This is a genomic window from Rivularia sp. UHCC 0363, assembly GCF_034931125.1.
Taxonomy (GTDB): Bacteria; Cyanobacteriota; Cyanobacteriia; order Cyanobacteriales; family Nostocaceae; genus Rivularia.
Window position 1 is genome coordinate 124,824 of sequence record NZ_JAYGHM010000007.1, and the last position, 20,213, is coordinate 145,036.

General features: G+C 39.3%; 15 protein-coding genes and 1 pseudogene. 4 read left to right on the forward strand and 12 right to left on the reverse strand.

Annotated elements, in window-relative coordinates; translation table 11 throughout:
• Positions 1–97: 97 nt before the first annotated feature.
• Positions 98–1,057 carry a M48 family metallopeptidase gene (locus tag VB797_RS06355; protein WP_323236812.1) on the reverse strand — a complete coding sequence of 320 codons (960 nt, stop codon included), beginning with the start codon at positions 1,055–1,057 and terminating at the stop codon, positions 98–100.
• A 278-nt stretch (positions 1,058–1,335) separates the two neighbouring features.
• Between VB797_RS06355 and VB797_RS06360 the strand changes: the two genes are divergently transcribed.
• Entirely contained in the window at positions 1,336–2,880 is a 1,545-nt protein-coding gene (locus tag VB797_RS06360) for a helicase C-terminal domain-containing protein (RefSeq protein WP_323236813.1), read from the forward strand.
• An 18-nt stretch (positions 2,881–2,898) separates the two neighbouring features.
• Here the strand turns inward: VB797_RS06360 and VB797_RS06365 are convergent, their stop codons facing one another.
• The 6 genes from VB797_RS06365 to VB797_RS06390 all read right to left on the reverse strand — a co-directional run bounded on the left by VB797_RS06365 (position 2,899) and on the right by VB797_RS06390 (position 11,227).
• Positions 2,899–3,102, reverse strand: a complete 204-nt coding sequence (locus tag VB797_RS06365; protein ID WP_416350843.1) for a hypothetical protein — start codon at positions 3,100–3,102, stop codon at positions 2,899–2,901.
• A gap of 533 nt (positions 3,103–3,635) precedes the next feature.
• Positions 3,636–6,785 carry a translation initiation factor IF-2 gene (gene infB / locus VB797_RS06370; protein WP_323236815.1) on the reverse strand — a complete coding sequence of 1,050 codons (3,150 nt, stop codon included), beginning with the start codon at positions 6,783–6,785 and terminating at the stop codon, positions 3,636–3,638.
• Positions 6,786–7,241: 456 nt separating this feature from the next.
• Complete coding sequence (locus VB797_RS06375) at positions 7,242–7,505, reverse strand: YlxR family protein (protein ID WP_323236816.1); 264 nt, start codon at positions 7,503–7,505, stop codon at positions 7,242–7,244.
• A gap of 45 nt (positions 7,506–7,550) precedes the next feature.
• Positions 7,551–8,870 (reverse strand): transcription termination factor NusA, encoded by a 1,320-nt coding sequence (gene nusA / locus VB797_RS06380; protein WP_323236863.1) that lies wholly within the window; start codon positions 8,868–8,870, stop codon positions 7,551–7,553.
• A 283-nt stretch (positions 8,871–9,153) separates the two neighbouring features.
• Positions 9,154–9,615, reverse strand: a complete 462-nt coding sequence (rimP, locus tag VB797_RS06385) for a ribosome maturation factor RimP (protein ID WP_323236817.1) — start codon at positions 9,613–9,615, stop codon at positions 9,154–9,156.
• A gap of 178 nt (positions 9,616–9,793) precedes the next feature.
• Positions 9,794–11,227 (reverse strand): hypothetical protein, encoded by a 1,434-nt coding sequence (locus VB797_RS06390; protein ID WP_323236818.1) that lies wholly within the window; start codon positions 11,225–11,227, stop codon positions 9,794–9,796.
• A 327-nt stretch (positions 11,228–11,554) separates the two neighbouring features.
• Here VB797_RS06390 and VB797_RS06395 point away from each other — a divergent pair, with 327 nt between their 5' ends.
• Entirely contained in the window at positions 11,555–12,307 is a 753-nt protein-coding gene (locus tag VB797_RS06395; RefSeq protein ID WP_323236819.1) for a peptidoglycan-binding protein, read from the forward strand.
• 107 nt (positions 12,308–12,414) lie between these two features.
• Here VB797_RS06395 and VB797_RS06400 read toward each other — a convergent pair whose 3' ends face one another.
• Complete coding sequence (locus VB797_RS06400) at positions 12,415–13,302, reverse strand: SDH family Clp fold serine proteinase (RefSeq protein WP_323236820.1); 888 nt, start codon at positions 13,300–13,302, stop codon at positions 12,415–12,417.
• A gap of 260 nt (positions 13,303–13,562) precedes the next feature.
• A pseudogene (locus VB797_RS06405) lies at positions 13,563–13,878 on the reverse strand (hypothetical protein); the annotation flags it as partial.
• 328 nt (positions 13,879–14,206) lie between these two features.
• On the opposite strand from VB797_RS06405, the gene VB797_RS06410 reads away from it, so the two are divergent.
• Entirely contained in the window at positions 14,207–15,127 is a 921-nt protein-coding gene (locus VB797_RS06410) for a c-type heme family protein (protein ID WP_323236821.1), read from the forward strand.
• Positions 15,128–15,145: 18 nt separating this feature from the next.
• Here the strand turns inward: VB797_RS06410 and VB797_RS06415 are convergent, their stop codons facing one another.
• The 3 genes from VB797_RS06415 to VB797_RS06425 all read right to left on the reverse strand — a co-directional run bounded on the left by VB797_RS06415 (position 15,146) and on the right by VB797_RS06425 (position 18,839).
• The gene (locus tag VB797_RS06415; protein ID WP_323236822.1) at positions 15,146–16,357 is read right to left on the reverse strand and encodes a serine/threonine-protein kinase; all 1,212 of its coding nucleotides are present in this window, start codon (positions 16,355–16,357) and stop codon (positions 15,146–15,148) included.
• A gap of 190 nt (positions 16,358–16,547) precedes the next feature.
• Entirely contained in the window at positions 16,548–17,429 is an 882-nt protein-coding gene (locus VB797_RS06420; RefSeq protein ID WP_323236823.1) for a phosphate/phosphite/phosphonate ABC transporter substrate-binding protein, read from the reverse strand.
• A 1,050-nt stretch (positions 17,430–18,479) separates the two neighbouring features.
• Entirely contained in the window at positions 18,480–18,839 is a 360-nt protein-coding gene (locus VB797_RS06425) for an alr0857 family protein (RefSeq protein ID WP_323236824.1), read from the reverse strand.
• Positions 18,840–19,589: 750 nt separating this feature from the next.
• Here VB797_RS06425 and VB797_RS06430 point away from each other — a divergent pair.
• Entirely contained in the window at positions 19,590–19,841 is a 252-nt protein-coding gene (locus VB797_RS06430) for a hypothetical protein (protein ID WP_323236825.1), read from the forward strand.
• Positions 19,842–20,213 lie beyond the last annotated feature (372 nt).

Consider the following 20,213-nt stretch of genomic DNA (forward strand, 5'->3'; position numbering starts at 1 on the left):
TTGCAAACTACTGTATTTACTATTTAATATCTCCCCAACCCCCCGTTAAATTGGGGGGCTTTCTTGAGTAACGTAACCAGCTATCTGTTTACTTTCATCAATCACGTTTAATTTGATTAATTTCTTGCTGTAATTCTTCTATTTGTCGCCGCAATTGTTCGAGTTCTTCGTTTTGATTGACTTGCGTCACATCTACTGCACTCCTATCAGATTCTTGAGGATAATTTCCTTGTTTAATTTGCCGATATTCTTGAGATACTGCCCATTCCCGTAGAAAATGAATGCGTTCGACTGCGAAAGGATGACTAAGCATTACCCCTTGAGCGCCGTTATACATTAAGAATTTATAGACTTGATTGAGTCCGTCTTCGTCTAATGCTTGATAATTTTCCGACTGACGAATAAATTCTTGTAAACTGCATTCATGGGCATATTTATTACTACCTCCAGAAATCTTCATCATCGACGACATTACCGTATTTAGGTCATCTGTAACTAATAATGCAGCGCGATCGGCAGATAATTCTGCTTTACGTCTCCATTCAAAAAAGGCATAAATCAAACCGCTGCTAACTAAGTTACCAATCCCAAAAGTTAGTTCCCCCACAATAGAGGCGGCATTCATCGCCCACATCGCCATTTGGATTAAAATAGTATGACCACATTTAATATGTCCCAGTTCGTGGGCTAGCACAGACCGAATTTCGGCTTCGTTGAGCAAATCCAAAATCCCTGTATTGATGACGATGTAAGGATGCTCCTGTCCCAAAGCATAACTGTTGGCAACAGGATTTTGCTCGACAAACAGTTTGGGTTCTGGATAAATATCCAAATCTCGGACGCATTCCCGAAATATCTGATAGATAGTGGAATATTGTCGCGGGCCAACTTCAATGGCATTCCCCATTAGATAAACTAATTGCGGACGTTCGTAGATGAATTCCACAAATTTACGGGCAATGAAATCAAACCCTGGTAAACCTCTTAAGGTTTCTTCGGCTTGTCGATCCAGGGGATGTTTAAAAGCTTCGCTGGAAATTCCTTTATAAGTTGGCATTATGGTTAAGGTAATAAGTTATTTGTTCGCAATAGGTTAAACCTAATTCGAGTGGATAGTGCATCCGCGCTTCCACTGCGTTACATAATTTGTAATAGTCGATTGACCTATGCAAAAAAAGTGTTTAATCGTCTGTAGTGTAACAATTAGGTAGTAAACACTGCTGCCTAAAAACCAACAACATAATATAAAAGAGGATAAGAACTGTTTAAAACTAAATTTTATAAAATTAATTTTCATATTTGACTCAAAACTTACATGTATGGGATTCAAAGCGCGTGATTGAAGCAGAAGTTCATTTATCGCTACATAACTTCCTGCGATCGCAGGAGGGTTTTCCTTCTTGGCCGCATCATTTGACGATGGCACGGTTGGTAGCACGCGCCTTGAGGGTAGGACGTAGCGCGTTAATTCAAGTAGGGGCTGCTTGTGGTTATCAAGGACAATATCGCACTAGTTTTGTTGCCTCGGCTTTAATGTGGCATGGGGCTGTAATTATTGTTGCGACTCAACCCGTACAGCAGCGTCTATTACAGGTAGAAATTCCCAGGTTACTTCATTGGTTAAAAGTCAATAAACCCATAATTGTCGGCGATATACCGTTTGATGATTTCAAAGGAATTCTCCTCACTTCTCCCCAAGATTGGTTAAAAGCACAGTTGAGTTCTGACAATAAATTTCCTCCAAATATTCCCACAATTATTGACGGTGTAGATGACCTGGAAGATTGGATACGAGAACAGCTTACCGTTAGTATTCAACCCGCCGATTGGGAACAGCTAATGCTGGCTTGTCCTTCGTTTGCCTCGATAATTCGCACTCATCGGGTGCAGTTAACCCATGAGATTTTTCAACATCCTGCAAATCCTTACGAATGTTACTTGATATCGGAACCAGAAGAAGAAATTTTATGCCGGACTTATTCAAATTTAGATTTAAATAGCCTCCCCGATCCGTGGAAAAAGTTTTGGCAGTTGTTTAAAAACAGACATGAAATTGCTGCTACTTCACCTTCTCTTCCTTTACTTTGGGCTACTATTAGCCGCCGTCAAGGTTTATTTTCTTTACATTGCGCCCCAATTGAATTAGGGAAAATTCTCGCGCCGATTTGGCAGCGACAACCTGTAGTATTGATTGGTTCTGCCTTGGAACCTGAGACTGAAGCTACATTATTTCGTCAACGCTTGGGATTGGGCGATTTGACTTGCTTGAAGTTCTCTTCGGACAATCAAACTCAAGCTATTCAACTTTATATACCTAATAAATTACCTCTACCTAATACCCCAGAATTCAAACCTGTTTTTATTCATCAAGTTCGGACTCTGGTATGTTTGAGCGCCACATCACCAGGTTTAACGGTTATTTTGGTAGGAGATGTACCCCTGAAATCTCAGTTAGGGGCAATTTTGGCTTCCGAATTTGGTTCGCGGGTGCAGGTAGATAAAACTTGCTTGGATGAAAATGGGATTTTAGTCTGCGGTTGGGAATTTTGGCGCGAACATCAAACAGTTCTACCTTCTCCAAAAATGCTAATTATTGCGACTTTACCTTTACCATCTTTGGAGAATCCTTTGGTAGCTGGTAGGGTGAGTTACTACAAGCATTCTCATCAAGATTGGTTCCGCTTATATTTATTACCCACAGCTTTAAACGAACTACAGCGGGCTGTTGCTCCAGTACGAGATTCTAGCGGTGTAGTCGCTTTACTTGATAGTCGAGTAATTTATCGCAGTTACGGCGCTCAGGTTCTTGCTGCCCTCAGCCCCCTAGCACGGATTAATTATTTAGACCCAAGTTTGTTTTCTAGTTCAAAGGAAGAATAATTGTTGATTGTTGATTGATTAGTAGGCTAAATTTTCTAAGGTTTCTCGTAAATACCGCTGTACCTGCTCATCTAAACTCAATTGCTCAATATGCGAAGATTGTACCCGCTCTAGCTGCCAGCGTTGAAAACCAGAACTAATTGCGATCGCCTGCTTGAGATTGTGCCAAATGTCAGTACTATCTTCTAAATTACCATTGCTTTTAACTGTGATACTCATAATTATTCACTCCTTGATTCAATTTTAATTAGGACAAAATTTTTTTAATTACTTTTCGTTTAATTACTTAGAGGTATTCTATATTTGAATATACTCGTAATGCTGTGTGTTAATGGAAAATACGGGCTTACTATCAGATATTTTGCAATTTTCTTGAACTAGAATATTTTTTTAAAGTAGTGGTTAAGTTACGGATATTTCTGTTACCGTTGCTACTAAAATCAACAAAATTTTTGAGGAATTCTACGGTTTTCAGTGTAGATTAGGCTTGATTCCCCTGCTTCGTCGGAACTAAGTAAGTCGGCACAAATAAAACCAACTATGTAACGGTTGGGTAAACTGGTATTAAAGCCAACCTACTTAAATATACAAATAAAAATATGTAGAAACATAAAGGCGAAGCCTAAAATCTCTACATAATATAAAAATTAATAATTTTGTTCTGACTTGGGAAGTCTTATAGGCTATGGCAACTAAAAGATTAAAACACTTAAGTTGCCAAGCTCGACAATTGCTATTACACCGTTGTCTACTCACTATCTTGTCATTGTAAGAGTGCGACGTTTAGTCACCATTTGATAACCTTCAATGATGTCACCTTCTTCCCACGTACTGAATTTATCAACGCCGATACCGCATTCGTAACCGGAGTTAACTTCACGCGCATCTTCTTTCATCCGTTTGAGTGAATCAAGCACACCCTCGAATATGACGTTGTTACCGCGACGTACTCTAACTTTACAGTTACGGATCAGCTTACCGGACTGAATGTAGCAACCAGCAACGGCACCGCGTCCCACTGGGAAGACAGCACGCACTTCTGCTTGACCTAAAGGTTCTTCGACTAATTCTGGCTCCAGTAGACCTTCTAATGCATCTTGGATATCTTCCAAGAGTTTGTAGATAATATTGTATTCTCGTACATCTACACCAGCTTCGTCTGCTGCTTGTCTTGCACCGCTAGCAAATGTGGTATTAAAGCCGATAATTACGGCACCACTGGCTGCTGCAAGATCGATATCTGTTTGGGTAATCTCCCCTGGAGCAGATAACAACATCCGAATATGTACTTCGTTTTGCGGAATTTGTGTCAGCGCACCCAAAATAGCTTCGAGCGAACCCTGCACGTCTGCTTTCAAGATCAAATTGAGTTCTTTTAACTCGCCTTCTTGTGCCTGTGCTGAAATACTTGTTAAGGTTACACGTCCTCCTTGCATCAAGCGGGATTGACGTATTTTCTCAGCTCGTTCGTTAGCAAGTAAGCGTGCTTCTTTCTCATTCTTGAATACTTGAAATTCGTCCCCTGCAAAAGGTACGTCATTTAAGCCCAATACCTCTACAGCAAAGGAAGGAGTTGCAGCTTCCACTCGTTCGCTTCTGTCATCAACCATTGCCCGGACTTTTCCGAATACGGAACCGGCTACCAGAATATCTCCTACGTGTAAGGTTCCGTTCTGAATTAACAGCGTTGCGACCGCACCTTTTGCTTTGTCCAAATGGGCTTCGATCACCGTTCCTTTTGCCGAACGGTCTGGGTTCGCTTGCAGTTCTTCTACTTCCGAAACCAGAACAATCATTTCTAAGAGTGTATCTAGGTTTTCTGCTCTGATGGCACTAACGGGAACCATGATTGTATCGCCCCCCCATTCTTCTGGTACCAAAGAATACTGACCTAACTCTTGTTTGACTCGATCTGGCTGTGCCGCTTCTTTATCAATTTTGTTGATGGCGACAATAATCGGCACTCCCGCAGCTTGAGCGTGACTAATAGCTTCAACTGTCTGAGGACGAACGCCATCATCAGCAGCTACTACCAATATGGCAATATCTGTAACTCGCGCTCCCCTTGCCCGCATCGCCGTGAATGCTTCGTGACCGGGAGTATCTAAGAAGACAATCTGCTGCTGTTTACCGTCGTGTTCTATGTCTACGTGGTAAGCACCAATGTGCTGAGTAATACCTCCGGCTTCCCCGGAAGCAACTTTAGTTTTACGAATTGAGTCGAGTAAAGTGGTTTTACCGTGGTCTACGTGACCCATAATAGTTACTACAGGCGGACGACGGATGAGATGATCCATGTCTTCAAAGTCGAGCATCTCGGTAACTTTACGAGCTTCGGCTTCTGGTTCTGGAATATCAACTTCTACTTCTAACTCTTTTGCCACCATCATCACTGTCGAAGTATCAAGACTTTGAGTGATGCTAACAGCAATCGCCTTCATGAACAAGATTTTCACAATTTCCGTATCTGGCGTTTCTAAAGCATCCGCCAATTCTTGTACGGTCATTGGACCGCTAACCGTTAATCTTTCGGGACGCAGGCTCTTGACTTCTGTTTCTGCATTGTTGCCACCTGTACCGCCGCGCCGACGATTTTGGTCGCGAGACCCAGACTTTTTAATTTTGCTTGGTGCCGCAGGAGTTGGTGCTGCTGCTGCTGGTCTGGAACTTTTTGGCTTGGGAGGACGAACGATCGCGTTGCTAACTGCTGCTTTGATGCTATCGCCTGCTTCATCTTCGCTAAGTAGGTCTTCATCAAAATCGTCTTCAACCATTGGTTTAAGACGTTTGTTCTTGACAACCTTACCAGCTTTGGCAGCTTCTTTGATTTCTTCGAGAGCTTCCTCTTGCTTAGACCGCTTTTTCTGACCTCTAGGCAAACGAGGGGGTGTTGGACGCTTGAGTTCAACGACATCATCGACTACATCATTATCTTTGTCGTCATCATCTGGATCGACATTTTCTGATTTCGCCGCAGCCGGTCTTAATGGCGGTCTTAGTGGAGCCGATACGCTCGGAGGAGCTGATGAATCTTGACGTACTGTCTTCCTCGGACGCTGTACGTCATCCGAACTACCACCGGGCGCTACTTTTCTCGGCTTTTGAGGTTTTTCCGTTTTTGATACTGGCGAAATTGTAGGACGCGCAGTTTTTGAGACTGGTGCGTTCGATTCGACCTTATCCGCAGCCGGTTTGTCCGCAGGGGGTTTGTTCTGTTGCCGTTTTAGTTTGTCTTTGTCTTTGTCTTTGTCTTTGTCTTTGTCGCGCTTGAGAACTGGTTTTTCGGCGACGCTATCATACGAACCGGAATTTGATTTTGCTGCCACGGGTCTAGTAGGTGGAGCAGTCAGTTCGGGTGCGTTTAGTATTTCCGGTTTAGATTTGGGTGAAACTGATTTTTCTGGTTTGCTCAAAGCCGTTTTATCTGATTCTGAGGAGGAGGTGGATGCTAAGTTATTCGTATTCGCCACGGATAAAGAGTTATTTCGTTTCTGAGACTGATTTTGAGAAGCGGGTGCAGTTGGTGCCACTGGTTCCATCGGAGAGTCAGGAGTAAAAGGTAAGGGGGGCGCAGCCGGATTTGATGCGCTCTCAGGGTTAGCTAAATTGTTGGAGTTGGTTGGTGGTTTTGGTTTGCTACGAATTTCCAAGATTTGTGGTTTGTTAGGTGCAGAAGCATGGTTGCGAGAATCATTATGCCCCCTTGTACCATGCTCTTTCGACAACGCTAAAGTAGACGTTAGTTTTTCCGCTTGCGAACGAATACGTTCTGCATCAGATTCTGCGATCGTGCTGCTATGGCTTTTGACCGCAATATTGAGCTGGTCGCAAATTGCTAATAGCTCTTTGTTTTCCAAATTCAATTCCTTTGATAATTCGTAAATTCTGACTTTGCCGTTGTTCATCCACTCTTCCCCTATAATTTACAGTTTTAACGGATGGTTGCCAGCTTTTGCGACATCTCCATCCTTGAGTTACTGTGTAATGGTTGCCGTTTTCAACTTGAAAAGGGTTTTGACCATTAGGAGAGAGAGATGTGACCGTGGGAAAGCTGGCATCTCCACGCTTGCACAATGTTGACTAACGCCGGACGAATGCGCCCAAACATTACCAAGTAGGTGCCAATATTTAATTGTTTGTTTTGGTGGTGTTTCTGTTGGGTTTAACACATGAAAGCCTACAATGACTAAGTTTTGCAAGTGCATATCATATAACAGAGTCATGTGTCAATACTCATTTATAATTTTGGCACTGACCGTATGTTACTAAAAGATCGTTTAATCAACAGTACTATCGGACATAGCCGCATCAATTAAGATTATTCTGAAAAGAACCCCCTATCTAATCGCTTTATGAAAAGTTTATTGCAGGGTATAGCTTTGAGATAAGCGCTGCCACAATGTTGTATACAGTGTTTCTGGCACTGATGTACGTAACGCTCGTCCTAATCTATTTTTTTTATGAGCAACTTGCAGGCAGCTCGGATTTGGACAAATATAGGCTGAACGCCCCATGCCCTCATTTAATTGTACCTTTCCTGAAGGAAACACGCGGACAATCCGCCAAAACTCTTGTTTTAAACTGACTTTTCGGCAACTAATACAGCGCCTCCAATTCTTGTTCATTTTAACTGACTATTTAGCTTTAGCTATTATGGCGGATTATTGCTATTAATAAATTTTTTGGTTCTCGGATTCAAATTCCTCCTCGTCTTGTGTAGTTTCAAATTCTTGGGAATTAAGCTGTTGATTTTGTTGTTTTTGAAGTTCTTCTAGTTCGGAGAGTTCGTCAAGTTCTGCTGCGTGTTGCGCTCTTACATCTGAGAATTTAGCATCTTCTCCTTCAAAATCGTATTTAGCTTTGTCTTTAATATCTATTTTCCAGCCTGTAAGCCTAGCAGCTAAACGAACATTTTGTCCTTCTTTACCGATCGCTAAACTTAATTGATCTTCGGCTACAAGTACGTGAGTTTGTCGTGTTTCTGGGTCCATTAGCCGCACATCATCAACTCGTGCCGGACTTAAAGCGTTAGCAATATAAGTTGCAGGGTCTGGAGACCAGCGAATCACATCAATTTTTTCGCCGCGTAATTCATTGACTACCACTTGAATTCGAGAACCCCGCGCTCCAATACAGGCACCAACTGGGTCTACATCGCGGTCTAAGGTATCTACAGCTATTTTTGTTCTCGGTCCCACATAAGAAGATGGAGGATTGGCTTCACGGGCTACGGCAACAATTCGCACGACTTCATCTTCAATTTCCGGAACTTCGTTGGCAAAAAGATACACGACCAAACCCGCATCAGCCCGCGAAACCAGTAGCTGCGGACCTCGCTGTTGACCCCGCGACACTTTCTTGAGATAAACTCGAAAATTTGCGCCAATCCGATAATTATCGTTGGGTAGTTGTTCCCGCTTAGGTAATTCAGCCTCTACTTCTGGCTGACCAAAACCACTAGTAACAGCCATGATTACCGATTGTCTTTCAAACCGCAACACTCTTGTTTGCAGTACGGTTCCTTCTAAATCTTGAAATTCTTCTTGAACTAATTGTCGCTGCTGGTCGCGCAATTTTTGCGATAATACTTGCTTGGTTTGCATCGCGGCCATGCGACCAAATTCTTTTTTATCAGGAGTTACATCTACAACTACTTCTTGTCCTACTAATTGCGCTGCGTCATCACCAAATTCTTCGACTTCTTTAATAACGTCCTTAACAGCAATTTGATGATCGGAATTTGTTACTTCTTCAACTATAGTTTTTGTCGAAACAACGCGAAATCCTTCATCTTCGATATCCAGTTCTACTTCAAAATTGTCAAAGTAATCTTCATCAAACTGTTTACGGTCTAAATTCTGAGCGCGACGATAACGTTCGTAACCCTTGAGTAGCGCTTCTCTAATTGCTGACTGTACTGCAAGACGCGGTAAATTTCGCTCCTGACTTATACTTTCAATCAATTCTTTTAATCCAAGTAATTTAAGCATTGACATATATCGTTCTCCTTTAAAAAATCGCTACCGGGAACACCGGAATTAGAGACGAGAAGTCGGTGTTTGTTGAAAAGTGCGGTCTTCTCCTAAAAGGAAAGACTAACTATCAAGATTGCCCCGCTTGTGCAACTTCTCGCTTTTCACAAAACAGCCGTCCTGCTAGAAAGAATGGTTAATTGTTGGTTTAACAACTAATAGAATCGTTCTTATGCTCATTCTTTTAGCAAAAAAACCATTTTTCATCGGGTGTAAAAAGCAGTCCTGGTAGATTCCCTACTCAATCACCTTGGTCTAACTGCACGCCTTTTATATTCGAGCGCTTAATTTCGATTACACGACCTTTCTTATTTAAGTAAACGCTGTTTTCATCTCGGCTAACCAGTTTACCGTGTAACGAGGAATGCCCTTGATGGGGTGAAGAAGTGCAAACCTTAACCGGGAACCCTTTAAAAGAGATGAATTCTCGGTCGGTTTCCAAATACTGGGAAATACCAGGACTAGACACTTCTAATACATAGGCATCCGGAATAATTGACGCTGCATCCAAATTTGCTTCTAAATTACGGCTCATGCGCTCGCAATCATTCAAACCAGTATCCTGCGTGGGATTACGGATGTCTACTCGCAATACTGGCGGGCTTTGATTGGTATGAAAAACCACTTTCACGACCTCTAGTCCAAGGTCTTCTGCTACTGGTGTCGCTAAGTCTATAATTTGGGGAACTAAAGGATGAGTCATGTGGCAATTCCAACAAAAAAAGTGGGCTACTACCCACTCCCTGCGATAAGTATATCTTCCAAGAAGTCTTGCAACGAACTGTAAGATAGCTCGTCTCTAATCTGAGTTTAGCGCATTTTTTCAAAATGCTTGCAGCAAAAAATGTACGATCGCTCATCTAAATTTTGATCGATATGGATCAAAGATAAGGCTTCGTGCGATCGTTTGTATCTGTTAATAGGGGAAGTGATACTTTGGAAGGTCGTCTGGTTTGTTGGAGAATTTGCTCTAAGTCTTCTTCGGAAAGACGCTGAACGTAGTTAATTTTAATTTCTTCGAGGAAGTCGATTAATAAACTTTGTACTTCTGATATTACTTGTTTTTTTTGAATCTCGTCTGTCAAGGCTTTTGAAAAGCGCTTTATTAATTGGCTTGATAGTTTGGCAGAAACTGGGTCTTCTGTTGCCGAGACTAAAGCATGGTAGAGGTTTGTCGCAATCTGAATGGCCAACTGTTCGCTCAACTGAGTTTGCATTTGTCCCAATCCGGGTAAGTTTCGGAAATTACGGTAGATGGGAGATTGGTTGAATGCGGTATCTATATTGTGCTGTAAAAGAGCAATGATTTGCGGTTGGATTTTTGGCAGCACTTGATGAATCACCGTTTGCACGAAAATTCCTCCCAAGGCTTCTATTTCGTTGATATTATTAATGTCTATATAAGGACGCAATGTTTGACTTTGTTGCAGCCAACGGATCAACTCTCCTTGTTTAATGGAACTTTGAGTTTGATTTATCACTCGCACCACCACAATTTGCGTTATTTCTTCAGCAAAATTAGCTACAATCCCCTGTTGAGCTTGATGCCGTATCGTTTGTAAATCTAATAACTTTGCTTTTTCTAAACGAAATAATATAGGTATGATTCGTAACCAACGCCAAAATGGTAATACTAAAAAGATATCGTACCAGCGCCATAATACAGCATTGAACCAGCTAAACCCAGGATGGTGACGTTTTATACAGTAACTACGCGCTAATAATTCAATAGTAAATAAAAGTATAAATGGTAAGTCTATTATCCAAAAATTATCTATAAATTCTCCATTTTCACCAATTTTTCGATAGTAGTTAGTCGCAATTAACGGTTTTATTTTACTGTTGAAAAAACCGATCTCTTGATTCCAACCTTGTTTTAATAAATAATCGGTACTCCAGAAAATAGTAAAGGCTCGTTTCGCAGATTCATTATTAAGATGTTCGCGCATCATATTTTTGATTTTCTCCAAAGTGCCGCTTTTAGAAGCAACTGCAAATGGATTATTTTCAATTATTTCTACGCTCAAGTCCCTTAATTCTTTGATTTTACTGGTTGAGAGAGGTGAATTTAACCCGGTTTCGTCGATTTGCTGTTCTAATTCTGCTACAGTTTTTAAATATTTTTGAGTTTCTCTATGGGGTTCAATTCCTTTGATGGGGTCGTATATTTTTGTGATTTGAGGCAAGTTGCGTAAGTAAAAATCGCGCCACCCAATGTAAGTTAAATTGAATAATACTAAACCTAAGTTTACTGTGGCAATCAGCGCTATTAATCTTTCAAACCAAATTCGCTTGTGATAAATTTTACTTTCCATTAATTTTCAGTAGTATTACATATCTTGCAACCGACGTAGCGTATTTAATTTACTCATAACATAATCAGGAATTCCAGACCATTTGCTACTAAGTAAATAAATAACTAATGTATTTTGTATTACCTAAAATATTGGCTCAATTCAAAAATTTTGAACTACTTATACAGGTTTTTTTTAAATACATCTATAGGAAGATGACAAAATTATTTTTGGCGAAATATGTTCAATAATTAAAAAAAATTTAGATTAATCAAAAATTTATCAATAATAAGAAAAAAATGCCTTAAATAAACTTAAAATGCAGCTAATGACTCGGAGTTAAAATTTATGTGGTGTGAGTTTAGTAATAGAAGTATTAGTGTAATAACCGCCTGTGTAATTGCAGGTAGTGTAGCTGTTTCGAGTACCGTTTTGGCAGCTCGTCAGCGCAATTATACTCCACGGGAATTTCGTTCTGTATTGTACGGATTAGGATACGACGTAGGAGTGTCGGACGCGCCCTTGACGGATGCTCAAGCAAAAAAAGCAATCCGCGAATTTCAGCAGGGGTACAAATTAGGAGTAGACGGTATCGCAGGACCAAAAACTCAGGATTTTGCCGCTGAAATCGTCAAAAGTCTCAAGTACAACTTGAATTTGGTTGCTAAGCCCAATCCAAAGTTACGTCTCGATCAATTTTACGGACTAACAACGCAAGACGCAGTAAAAGAATATCAAGAACAGTTACAGGTTGAAAAAACTGGAATCGCTGACTTAGCTTTGCGACAAAAACTTAATCAACAAGCAAAGCAAGGCACTCCACAACCTGAGCCGGAAGCAACACCATCGCCAATACCATCACCAACGGCAACACCGGAAGTAACACCAACTCCCGTATTTCCCGAACCAACACCAACACCTACCGAATCACCGGAAGCAACACCGGAAGTAACCCCAATACCGGAGTCTACACCGGAAGCAACGCCATCACCAACGGCAACACCGGAAGTAACTCCAACTCCTGTATTCCCAGAAGCAACACCAACACCTACCGAATCACCTGACGATGAAGCAACACCCACACCAACACCAACACCCTAAAATTTAAAGGATATTGGGGATGGGGGATAGTTGGGAGTAATTAAGGTTAAAGGTTAAAGGTCAAAGGTCAAAGGTTAAAATTCTCCTTGTCCCCTTGTCCCTAGAAGCTAGCCGTTTTGCTCTTCCATCGGTCTACCTTTGGGAACCGGAAGCAGGGGACGGCGGTCATCATAAGGCATCGGGATGTACTGTACCGAAGGTCTTCCTCCTTGGGGTTGCGGGTACAGTTCCATCAGGTCGTAAACGCTTCGGGGCAATCCGGCTGTGACGGGTAGCCCCATTTCCGTTGCTTCTTCAACGGTTATTGGGTAATCGTGAGTAACTCTTCCGGTTGTCAAAGCTTCGATAATTTTTTCGATATTTTCTGGGTCAACTTTTTGCTGAGGGATGCAATCTTTAAGTAAGGTTCTAACAAAGCGCTGTACTTGATTCATGGCTTTGCGCGATAGGTCAGCCATAATCAAGGTTTGGTCATCAACTTCACTAATGGGTTTATCTTCAACAACTTTGATGATACTTGCAGCAGGGTAATTACCGAGTTGAGGATCTACGGGTCCGAGAACCGCATTTTCATCCATGACGATTTCATCGGCTGCCAGGGCAAGCATTGTACCACCACTCATGGCATAGTGAGGCACGAAAACGGTTACTTTAGCTTGATGACGAATTAAAGCTCTGGCAATTTGTTCGGTTGCTAAAACCAAGCCACCGGGAGTATGCAAAATCAAGTCTATAGGTACATCTGGTGGAGTCAGGCGAATTGCCCGGAGAATTTTTTCAGAATCTTCGATGGTAATATAGCTTGAAATTGGTATACCCAAGAAACTGATCGACTCTTGACGATGAATCAGTAAAATTACTCTACTTTTACGTGTTTGCTGAAACTCATCGAGACTGCGAAAGCGACGATATTCCATTTTACGACGCTGCCAAATCGGTTGCAACGAAGAAAGCAGCAGAAAAATCCCAAATATCTCGAAAATACCAAAGTTCATAAGATAAATTGTTCAAATTTAAAACTTCACGTCTTACATTTTCACAATTTTTGGAAAATTGGATGTCTATCTGGAGAGACAGTTATCAGTGAACAGTCAACAATTTAACATTGATAATTGTCTAAGTAGATCGGCGCTAAAAATCACAGTTATGAAAAGGGAGTAGGGAGTAGGGAGAAGGCTTTGATACCAGTTCACCCAACCATTACATAGTTTGTATTATTTGTACCGACTTACTGCTGTTGCCAAATCTTAATATTGTTTTTACTTCTGCGATCGGCACTTGTAGGAATAAATCCCGTAAGTAAGGTGTATAAACTTGCGGCTAAAGCGTAAACATCAATAAATTCTCCCCGTGGTGCTGACCTTTGGTATTGTTCTGGTGGAGCAAAACCGGGAGTACAATACACTGTTCCAAGCGGGATTATGAAGAATATCTTCTTTTATAATTTTGATAACCCGTAATTCGCTACGTTGATTTTTGGCGAGATAGGTTATACCCATTCCCCCTTCACCGAGAATCTTTTCAATTGTGTAGCGATCGCTATTTAACTTTTTCCCCCTCTGCCAGACCATTGGTGAAATCTATGGTTTACTGGTATTTATTGTTGCATAAGTTTCTAGTCTGGTTAAGATAATTTAATAAGAATTTTTATAACCCAGGTTTTATATAAACAAATCTTAGTTTATTGTAAAAGAATTACTTGCTTAGTCAGTGATATATTAAAATTCAGTATACAGTAATTTTAAATTAATCCTGTTTGATTAAGAAAAATAAATTTCATAAATCCAGGCATCATCCGCAATACTTGAATTTGTTTTTGTAGCAATTACTATTATTTATTGCTTGAGTTATTTGAGAGCTAACTAATTATATTATTGAAGTTTTTGCAAGATATTAAAAATGTTAAAAAATTTACAGCTAAAACAAAAATTTACAATTCTACTACTGATAATCTTGATTGTAGGAATTAGCAGCAGCGGACTTATTTTATCTTTTGTACTAAGGCAGAATGCTAAACGCGAAGTCGAGAACACGGCTTTAATTTTGATGGAAACCATGAGTTCAGTTCGCAACTACACTAGCACTCAAATCAATCCAGAATTAACAGAAAAATTAGCAACAAATTTTTTACCGCAAAGTGTACCTGCTTATTCGGCTAGGGAAGTATTTGAAAATCTCAGAAAGCAAGCAGATTATAAAGACTTTTTTTATAAAGAAGCAACGCTCAACCCAACTAATCTTCGAGATAAAGCTGATGCTTTTGAAACAAAAATTGTTGAGGGTTTTAAGAGTAAACCAAAATTAGAAAAAAGTGATTTCCGTTCGCTTCCTAGTGGAGATATTTTCTATGTTGCTCGTCCGTTAAAAGTAACTGAACAAAGTTGTTTACAGTGTCACAGTACACCAGATGCTGCACCTCCAAGCATGATACAGCGTTATGGTACGGCTCACGGGTTTGGATGGAAGTTAAATGAAATAATCGGCGCTCAAATCATTTCAGTTCCTGCGGATAGAGTTATTCAAAAAGCAAATAAATCTTCTGTAGCAATTATTGGGACTGTATCTATTGTTTTTGCGGCGGTTATTGTATTAGTAAATATATTTTTGAATCGACAAGTTATACTTCCGCTGAAACGAATTACTCGTGTGGCTGAGGAAGTTAGTACTGGACATATGGAAGTAGATTTTGACCAGGTGTCTAATGACGAAATCGGTAATCTTGCCAGAGCTTTTAAAAGGATGAAATTAAGTTTAGAAATGGCGATGAAGAGACTTAAGAATACTGGGAATACTCATAAAAATACTGATGAATCTTTTTAAGAGGAAGAGAAAATAGTTTTAATAAAATATCCGTCGTATAAATTCCATTGCTGTTTGTGAATCGGGAATTTCTCTAGCCAATAACTCTACGAATTGATGCGGTGTTGCTTGGGAATTTGTTGCTAATACATCTTCTACTATTAAAGTTGCCATTGGTCCGATGTAGTAGGCTAGCTGTTGCTGACAGTTTTCGATAAAAGTATGGCTTAATAAGTTTAACTGTTTACGATTATCAATTGAGTCAACTACTGTTGGTTCTTGTTCGTAATCAGGAGGTACTGTAGGACTTAATTTAGAGTCAGGTGAAACTACTGTGGGAGCATCGTAAAAATTTTCTGTGAGAAATGAAAATGAAGATTGACCGAGTTGTTCGAGTTGTGCAATAACTTCCCCAGTCGTTTGATATCGCGCTTTGGGAGTATCTGCCAACATTCTATCAAGTATCCGTGCAAAAGCATCGCTGATATCAGCATAGATTCGCCAGTTCCAATCCAAGGAATATCGATCCATTAAGTGCGATGGATTTTTACCAGTAAGCAATACGATCGCTGTTACTCCTAATGCGTAGATATCGCTACTTGGAGAACACAAACCCAAACTAATTTGTTCGCGGGGAGCATAGCCAACTTTTCCGACAAGGGACATATTACCAGCAAATGCTGTTTGATTTATTCTGGTCGCTTCGTTAATTTCAGCTATTTGTTTTCCTACTCCAAAATCAATTAGTACAGGTAAATTTCCATCTTCAGGTAACATGATATTATCAGGAGAAATATCTCGATGAATTACTTGATGCTGATGGACGTATTCCAAAACAGGCAATAGTTTTTTTAGCCAAAATATGACTTCAATTTCTGAAAAAGTTTGTCCTTGATGTTGACGTTCTTGTAATAGCCTAGAATAGGTTTTACCATTCACATATTCTTGGACTAAAAATAGCCGACCTTCTCCTTCAAAACAAGCTAAAAAACGTGGTATTTGGGGATGTTCCAACTTATGAAGAATTTTTGCTTCTCTTCTGAATAAATCACGACATTTTTCGATTCCATTGCTACCACTACCGAAGGGAGCAAATTCCTTAAGGACGCAAGTCTCGTTAAAACGACGTGTATCATCAGCTAAGTAAGTTCGTCCAAGCCCCCCTTGTCCCAGCATCCTTCGGATAATGTAACGGCTATCAATTAAAGTCCCAGACGCTATTTCTGGTTTTGTTATAGGAGGCTCAGACATTTACTTTTTATTCCTAAAATTCTTACATATTAAATTCTTAATCTTAAAGTCAAGCTGTGATACAAGTAAGTTCCCATTAACATAAGTTTTTCATCGAAAAGGGAATTTTCAGGGAAGATAATTTTTTTTAACCAGGTGGTATTAAGTTATTAAGTAATTATGCCTATTTATCAAAGGTTGTAAAAGTTAATTAATCAGTTTTATTTGTATTAGTCGATGCTTTAGGTAGCAAAACTACGGGCTTTTCTTGAATCTGGGTTTCCAAAGGTTTAACTTTACTAATTAACTCGATAAATTGCTTGTATTTAGGAACTTTCTCACTAGGAATATAACCTGAGTCTGCTGTAATATATGCTGGGGCTTCACTCATAACTTTACGGATTTGTTGTTCGCGGTTTCGTTCAATATTTGGTGATAGCAGGACTAATCCGGGTGGAATCCACCGACTAGTATGTATAATTCTAAACTTAATTTGGCTAAATTGCCGCCGATAAATTTCAAAGTCTTTTTCGGACAAAGCACCAGCATCAACACTACCTTCTTTGAGCCATTGCAGTAATGTTTTAGGAGTGGGAGCAAAACGAATATCGGCAAGGGTTAAACCGTAAAGGTCGTACAAAGGAACATAATAACCAGCAGCAGAACCAATTTGACCTAAAGCCACGGTTTTATTTGCCAAATCTGGTATTTTTTTAATTGAACTATCGTCTCGGACTATTAGTAACGATCGCTGTCTGCTACTGACTTCACCCATCGAAAATACGGGTTCGTATTGTCGGTTAATAGCGATCGCTGCTAGACCTGGTGGTGCAAACACGATATCCCATTGTTTACGGCTAATTTGATCGACGGCTTGTAACTCGTTGTAAGCTGGTTCTAATTCTACAATCGACTTTGTTTGTGCTGCGATATAGTTTTTAAAGCCGTCGTATTTGTCGAGTGAAACAGCTTCTTCTCCGTTGCTGACTACCCCTATAGTCATTTGTTCTGGAGATGTTATTGATGAATTACAACTCCCTAACAATGCAAGTAATATAAAAAAACCAAATTGTACAAACCTGTGTGCAAGCATACTGTCCTATAACTTTACTTAAATTCATCAATACTTTTAAAAGTTAATCTTTCATAGATTTTCATGAATTTTCATGAAATATCTGTGCGATTTGAAAATAGCTATTGACTAAAATGTGCCATATCTGCTTCTTTTAATATTAGTTCAAAACCATGCCAGAAAATTTTCCGAGTTTACCGAAAATAATTTGATTGAGATGTAGCTGTCCTAACCTCTGTCAAACAAGAAGGATTTGCACCTATTGATATGAACTTAATTGATAAATCTAAATCTATTAATAACTTTCCTCATTTTGGATATTGGATTTTAGACAAAAAATCAGCCCTTAACTTTCAAGTAGGGGATAACCTCAAATTTGATCCAGCTAAATAAATTATCATTAAACTTCCTATTTCAATAACAGATAATTTCTAACTAATAACACGGATTAAATGGATGACACTGATGACACTGATTAATAACTCCGGTGTTCCTAACTCCTAACTGTTTATCCCCATACAGATGGATGCAATCGGGAATCTTACCTTAAACTAGAATATAAGAGTGTATAGATTGACTCTTATACCAAATCATGGTATTCAGATATCCTTTTTTTTTGGAGTAGATTCAAATGGGCGGGTTCATTGGTGTTATACTAGTAATAGGTTACGTAGCTGGTGCTTGGAAGTTTTGGACTGGATTTAGAAAAACTAATTTCAGCAATAGCTTAACAAATCGCCTGGTTTTATCATTATTATGGCCAGCTTGCTTTGTTGGTAGTAAATCATATCGTAGAAATTTTACAAAAGCCCTCAAAGGTTAAATATTATTTTAATATTTCCACGCAATACATGAGGAAACCAATAAAGTTGTCAGAGAAATAAAATCTCTGGCAATTTTTTATGTAAATCTTTTTTGTGGGAGTATCTTGCTCTTTATTGTTGATAAAAGCTGCTAATTTTTTGTTAAACAAGTAAGTAAGATTTAGGACTTAGCAAAAAGGCACTTCGGAAGTCGTACCATAGTCCCGCAAACAGCAAGACTGAATATAATTTGTAATTCTTAAATCAATTAAGCGTGGTAGGAAATTTTGCGATCAAATTTTTGCAACAAAAATTTGGTTTTATCTTCGATTTCGGTCACGAAAACACCTGTTTCGCTTTCTACTTCTGATGTCACCCAGATACCTTTTAAAACAACTTCAACCGACTCCGCATCACAGCGACATAATTCCACGATATTTTCACTACTTACTTTTTCCAAATCAGTTAAACATGATGCCGGTACTAAAAAAGAAGCTGTGCTAAATTCAATATGAATACTGGTTGCACTACGTATACTTACAAGTACTCTTGTGTTTATCCAATCTTCCAAAGATTGTTTTGAGTAATCTAAACTTAGTTGATTTTCAGTATAAGTAAGTTTTAGCATAGAGAATTTACTAAATTATGAATGAAATTATTAAGAAAGTATAAAGTCATTAAACGTTGATTTGTTTATCTGTTAAATACACTGTATTCGCAGTTAATTCCGTTAAGCTAATAAGATTTAAAATATTCCCAAAGCATCTCGCGTCAGGGTTAGACAGCTAGGGGAAACTATTTAAACTAGGGGAATCCCCTAAGTTTTTGCAAAAATGTACCCTTTAATGATGTACTATTAAAAATCTTAATTAGTAAATTATCAAATTGTTAAGTTTCAATTCATGTTAGGTGTAAAAGGATAGATCTATTACTTTAGAAGGATAGATAGATTTTTCTATTTTGAGGAAAATAACATCATGCTTGCTTAAAGTTGACCCTTAAGTTACAGGTGTTTTTATTTTACAGCAGCACAAAGTTTCAGAAGACAAGATGTTTATGGTAAAAGCATTAACTGCCTAGTAGGGTGATATTTCGGATTCTCTTTTCACTATTGTCAAGTTAGACTCGGATAGATTATTAATGCCTGGGTTGAACCAATAAGAAAGTTGGTTATAAATTTTTGCGACTTTATATCCCCTGTTTAGACATGGGCTAAGGTTTCTCAATTCTACTTTGCTTGAAATAGGCAAGTAATCCAGTCAACCCTTATAAAAAATGAGTTCCCATCCACAACTATTGCTTAAAATCACCCGTCAGCGCTTCAGGTTGCATCTTGGAAGCGTACTTTACCCTCAATTAAACAAAATTAGGAGAAACAATGCTTCACAATAATAATGGCGAAACTCTTTCTATTTACGAATGGTTATCTAGAGCCGGATTTCAAAATTCCGATGTGTTTAGAATGGAACCGGAATTAATTCGGCATCTTCACAAACAGTGGTTTGTATACCGCGAAATTGTCCAAACCTGTATGTCTGAAGCGGGCTGTTCCGACCCTGCTGAATTGGAAATCAACCATCCTTATCGTACTCCTCAACTACCTCAACTGACTTCTTCTTACTCTATATAAGTAGAAAGTTAAGCCAAATATATTTAAAGTCGTAACGTACTATTTTATCCACAGTGCGTTACGCTTTTTTTTTATAGACATCCATCCGTTTTGATTTGCAGTTGGAACCCTTACACGGTAGGAAATAGCGCTTACTGACGGGATAAAACTCCGCGCTGCTTGATCGTGACGATGCAAGTTGTATCTTATCGCTGAGCAGAAGAAGGAATAGGTAACAGAAAATCTACTGAGTCTTTCACAAAATTCTCCGGACTAATCTTGTATAGGACTGCTAATTGATTTTTGTTAGTGTAGCATACGCTAAGTGCTTAAAAAAAATTTTAACAAATCTGTTTTCTTGATTAAATAAAAAATAAAAAATACTACATGAAA

Bases quoted from the DNA above. Each gene is read 5' to 3' on its own strand.
- infB (WP_323236815.1), bottom strand. From the start codon at position 6,785: ATGAACAACGGCAAAGTCAGAATTTACGAATTATCAAAGGAATTGAAT.
- VB797_RS06425 (WP_323236824.1), bottom strand. From the start codon at position 18,839: ATGCTAAAACTTACTTATACTGAAAATCAACTAAGTTTAGATTACTCA.
- VB797_RS06375 (WP_323236816.1), bottom strand. From the start codon at position 7,505: ATGAACAAGAATTGGAGGCGCTGTATTAGTTGCCGAAAAGTCAGTTTA.
- VB797_RS06410 (WP_323236821.1), top strand. From the start codon at position 14,207: ATGTTAAAAAATTTACAGCTAAAACAAAAATTTACAATTCTACTACTG.
- VB797_RS06355 (WP_323236812.1), bottom strand. From the start codon at position 1,057: ATGCCAACTTATAAAGGAATTTCCAGCGAAGCTTTTAAACATCCCCTG.
- VB797_RS06390 (WP_323236818.1), bottom strand. From the start codon at position 11,227: ATGGAAAGTAAAATTTATCACAAGCGAATTTGGTTTGAAAGATTAATA.
- VB797_RS06395 (WP_323236819.1), top strand. From the start codon at position 11,555: ATGTGGTGTGAGTTTAGTAATAGAAGTATTAGTGTAATAACCGCCTGT.
- nusA (WP_323236863.1), bottom strand. From the start codon at position 8,870: ATGCTTAAATTACTTGGATTAAAAGAATTGATTGAAAGTATAAGTCAG.
- rimP (WP_323236817.1), bottom strand. From the start codon at position 9,615: ATGACTCATCCTTTAGTTCCCCAAATTATAGACTTAGCGACACCAGTA.
- VB797_RS06415 (WP_323236822.1), bottom strand. From the start codon at position 16,357: ATGTCTGAGCCTCCTATAACAAAACCAGAAATAGCGTCTGGGACTTTA.
- VB797_RS06400 (WP_323236820.1), bottom strand. From the start codon at position 13,302: ATGAACTTTGGTATTTTCGAGATATTTGGGATTTTTCTGCTGCTTTCT.
- VB797_RS06420 (WP_323236823.1), bottom strand. From the start codon at position 17,429: ATGCTTGCACACAGGTTTGTACAATTTGGTTTTTTTATATTACTTGCA.
- VB797_RS06430 (WP_323236825.1), top strand. From the start codon at position 19,590: ATGCTTCACAATAATAATGGCGAAACTCTTTCTATTTACGAATGGTTA.